The 3,879-nt window shown below is 63.9% G+C and carries 4 protein-coding genes; 2 read left to right on the forward strand and 2 right to left on the reverse strand.

The window, feature by feature from the left end; genetic code table 11:
• The coding region (locus ACTHJR_RS02585) for a glycine--tRNA ligase subunit beta (protein ID WP_440521512.1) at positions 1-720 on the reverse strand (720 nt) is incomplete at its 3' end.
• Positions 721-1,003: 283 nt separating this feature from the next.
• Positions 1,004-1,858 (reverse strand): glycine--tRNA ligase subunit alpha, encoded by an 855-nt coding sequence (locus ACTHJR_RS02590; protein ID WP_440521514.1) that lies wholly within the window; start codon positions 1,856-1,858, stop codon positions 1,004-1,006.
• A gap of 225 nt (positions 1,859-2,083) precedes the next feature.
• Between ACTHJR_RS02590 and ACTHJR_RS02595 the strand changes: the two genes are divergently transcribed.
• On the forward strand, positions 2,084-3,001 hold the full coding sequence (locus ACTHJR_RS02595) for a TraB/GumN family protein (RefSeq protein ID WP_440521516.1): 918 nt from the start codon (positions 2,084-2,086) through the stop codon (positions 2,999-3,001).
• 95 nt (positions 3,002-3,096) lie between these two features.
• On the forward strand, positions 3,097-3,837 hold the full coding sequence (locus tag ACTHJR_RS02600) for a TraB/GumN family protein (RefSeq protein ID WP_440521513.1): 741 nt from the start codon (positions 3,097-3,099) through the stop codon (positions 3,835-3,837).
• Positions 3,838-3,879 lie beyond the last annotated feature (42 nt).

Here is a 3,879-nt window from a genome sequence, read left to right on the forward strand (position 1 = left end):
GCGCTCGCGGATGATCGCGCGGCGCTGGTCCTGGTCGACGACGACGTGGCAGGCGCGCAACTTTTCCTCGTAATCCGCCGCCGAGCCGATCGTGATCGGCCCCGGATGGTGGAAACGATGGCCGAGCGTCACTGCGGAGCTTTTGATGGTGGCATCGCCGGACGGAAAACCGGTTCCCACTTTTCCTGGCGATGCTCCGGATTGCACGCCGGCGATCTCGACAGGGACGATCTGGTCGCCGAGCAGCGCGACGATGCCGTGCAGCGGGCGGACCCAGCGCAGGCTCTCGGTCGAGGACGAGGCCTCGCCCCAGCGCATCGACTTGGGCCAGGGGAAAGCGCGGACGATCGCCGGGATCGCCTCGGCCAACACCTCGGCCGTCGCGCGGCCCGGCTTGTCGATCACCGCGAACAACACGCCGTCGCGCTCGACCAAGGCATCGCGGGTCAGGCCGGTCTTGCGCAGAAATCCCTCAAGCGCCTGCTCGGGCGCATTAGCGCGAGGACCCTTGATTTCCTCGCTGACCGCCTCGGTCGCCTCGGGCAGGTCGCGCGCGATCAGCGCCAGCCGGCGCGGCGTCGCGAAGGTGACGATCGCGTCGGCACGCAGGCCGGTCTTGTCGAGCTCGGCGGTGAAGAGGCGCGCGAGATCGTCCCGCGCCTTGTCCTGCATCCGCGCGGGAATTTCCTCAGAGCGGAGTTCTAGGAGGAAATCGGTCATTTTGTTGATTCACGCGGAGGCGCGGAGGCGCGAAGAAGAGAAGAAGTTTGATACGCGCAGAGGCGCAGAGGGCGCTGGGGTGTCAGGATTGCAGACACCCGGGCCGCGATAGCGGCTTTTTCACCTCTAGCGGCAATCAGATGGGAAGGTCTCGCTGACGCGAGACGAGAAGCACTTGGCTCTCTCTCTGCGCCTCCGCGCCTCCGCGCGAACAGAATCTCCGCGTCTCCGCGCCTCCGCGTGAGAAAAACCTTCGCGCCTTCGCGCCTTCGCGTGAACCCCATCACGCCACCCACCCATTCTTCTCCATCCACGCCTGGCAAGATCCCTTCGCCAGGTCGCGCACCCGCCCGATATATGCCTGGCGCTCGGCGACCGAGATCACGCCGCGCGCGTTCAGCAGGTTGAAGATGTGGCTCGCCTCGATCGCCTGTTCATAGGCCGGGATCGGCAATTTGTGGTCGAGGCAATTCTCGCACTCGGCCGCGGCCTTGCGGAACAGGTCGAATAATGTCTCGGTGTCGGCGACCTCGAAATTCCAGGTCGACATCTCGATCTCGTTCTCATGGAAGACGTCGCCGTACGTCATCTGCGGCGTGTTGCCCGAAGCGTCGTTGAACGCGAGGTCGTACACGCTGTCCTTGTTCTGGATATAGGTCGCCAGCCGCTCGAGCCCGTAGGTCAGCTCGCCCGCCACCGGTTTGCAGTCGAAGCCGCCCATTTGCTGGAAATAGGTGAACTGCGTCACTTCCATCCCGTCGCACCAGACCTCCCAGCCCAGTCCCCAAGCACCAAGCGTCGGCGATTCCCAATCGTCTTCCACGAACCTGATATCGTGTTTTTGGAAATCGATGCCGATCGCGGCCAGGCTGCCGAGATAGAGATCCTGGAGATCGGGCGGGCTCGGCTTCAGGATGACCTGATATTGGTAGTAATGCTGCAGCCGGTTGGGATTCTCGCCATAGCGCCCGTCGGTCGGGCGGCGGCACGGCTGGACGAAGGCGGCGTTCCACGGGTCGGGCCCGAGCGCGCGCAGCGTCGTCGCGGTGTGGAAGGTCCCCGCCCCCATCCGCATGTCATAGGGCTGCAGGATCAGGCAGCCGCGCTGGCTCCAATAATCATGGAGCGTCAGGATCATGCGCTGGAAGCTCAGCGGACTGGTCACATTACCTTCGCAGATGCGGTAGAACTTGGCCCGGGCCTTTGGCGCATGGGGTGAAGCCGGTCAATGCCAGCATAAGTTTGCCGGCGGTAAAGCTCTTGGTCATCGTCCAATCGCTACCTATTACAGGAGCAGCGCGAGGGCGCGGGGCAATTGAGGATCGTTATGCGGCGTAAGCTATTGTTCTTGCTTGGATTGACTGTGGCCGGCATCGCCGCGGCGCAGACCGCGGCGCCAACGGCGCCGCCCGCCAAGCCAGTCGTGACGATCGCCGACGCGCTCGACAAGCTCAAGGAAGCGCCGGCCAAGGTCGATGCCGATCCGGCTTTGTGGGTGGTGAAGGACAAGGACACCACCATCTATCTGTTCGGCACGATCCATGTGCTGAAACCCGGCATGAGCTGGTTCGACGACGGCGTGAAAAAGGCATTCGATTCGAGTGATGAGCTGGTGCTCGAAATGGTCCAGCCGGACACCGCGACGATGCAGAACATCGTGCTGAGCAAGGCCTATAGCCTGACCGGCCCGACGCTGACCGATCGCCTGCCCGAGGCCGATCGCCCGGCCTATCTCAGCGCGATGTCCAGCCTGGGCATTCCGACAGCGGCATTCGATCACGCGCAACCCTGGTTCGTCGCGACCAATCTGTCGCTGCTGCCGCTGATGAAGCTGGGCTACGACCCCAAGAGCGGGCCGGAAACGGTGCTGAGCGCGGCCGCGACGAGCGAAAAGAAGCCGATCGAGGGGTTGGAAACGGCGGAGCAGCAGATCGGCTATCTCGCCGGCCTGTCCGAGCCGGTGCAGATCAAGTTCCTCGAATCGACCCTCAAGGGCCTCCCCAAGACCGCCGAGACGATGGACGGCATGGTCGCCGCCTGGGCCAAGGGCGATCCCAACACGCTCGCGCAATATATGAATGACGGGCTCGACGATTCGCCCGAGCTCGCCAAGACCTTGCTGTTCGATCGCAACGCGCGCTGGGCGCAGTGGATCAAGGCGCGGCTCGACAAGCCGGGCACCGTGTTCATCGCCGTCGGCGCGGGCCATCTGGCCGGGCGCCAGAGCGTCATCGATCAGCTCAAGGCATTGAAAATCAAGGCGGAACGGGTCGCTTATTGATGACGAGGCGGCGCCTGGCCGGACTCGGCGCCGCCCTCCTCGCGCTCGCCTCGTGCGGTAAGCCGCCGGTCGACGCCCGACCGGCCTTATGGCGGGTGAGCGACGGCGATACGACGATCTATCTGCTCGGCTCGATCCACCTTCTGCCCCCCAACATTCGTTGGCGCACCAAGCTGATCGACCGCGCGATCGCCGAGTCCGGCACGTTGGTGCTCGAAAGCTCTCCCGAGGAAACGGCCGACTTCCGCGCGCTGGCGCAAGGCTCCGGCCTGAAGCCGGCAGAGACCCGTGTTTCCCCGGGGAAACGCGCGCTCCTCGACGCCATGATCCGACGCTCGAACATGCCTCGCGCCGAACTGGACGGCTATAAGGATTGGGCATTGGCAACGACACTCGCGGTCGGCGACGCCAACGCGGCGGGCGCGGATACTCGCAACGGCGTAGAAGAGAAACTCTGGATCGCCTTCTCCTCCAGCGGGAAAACGAAACTCGCCTTTTATCGTGCCAAAGACCAACTTCTTCAGCTCGATGCCTTGTCCGGCACCGAACAAAGGCAAATGCTGGAAAACGCTATTTCGGGAAAAGAGAATTACGGGGAAACGCTCCGAGCGTGGGCCGAAGGCGATATCGCCGCGCTGGACAAAGTTTCCGAATGCACGCCGCTCGACGGGAAACTGGTCGGCCAGCCCAATAACCATTGGGCCAACTGGATCGCAGCGCGGATGAAACGGCCCGGCACGGTGCTCGTCGCGGTCGGCCTGGGCCATATGGCGGGGCCCTATGCCCTGCCGAAAATGCTCTCGGCGCGTGGACTCAAGGTCGAGCGGATCGAATGAAGTCCAAATTGGGCCGCTCGCGGCCCGGAGAGCGTTTGGCTA

Source organism: Sphingomonas sp. (assembly GCF_051962185.1).
Classification (GTDB): domain Bacteria; phylum Pseudomonadota; class Alphaproteobacteria; order Sphingomonadales; family Sphingomonadaceae; genus Sphingomonas.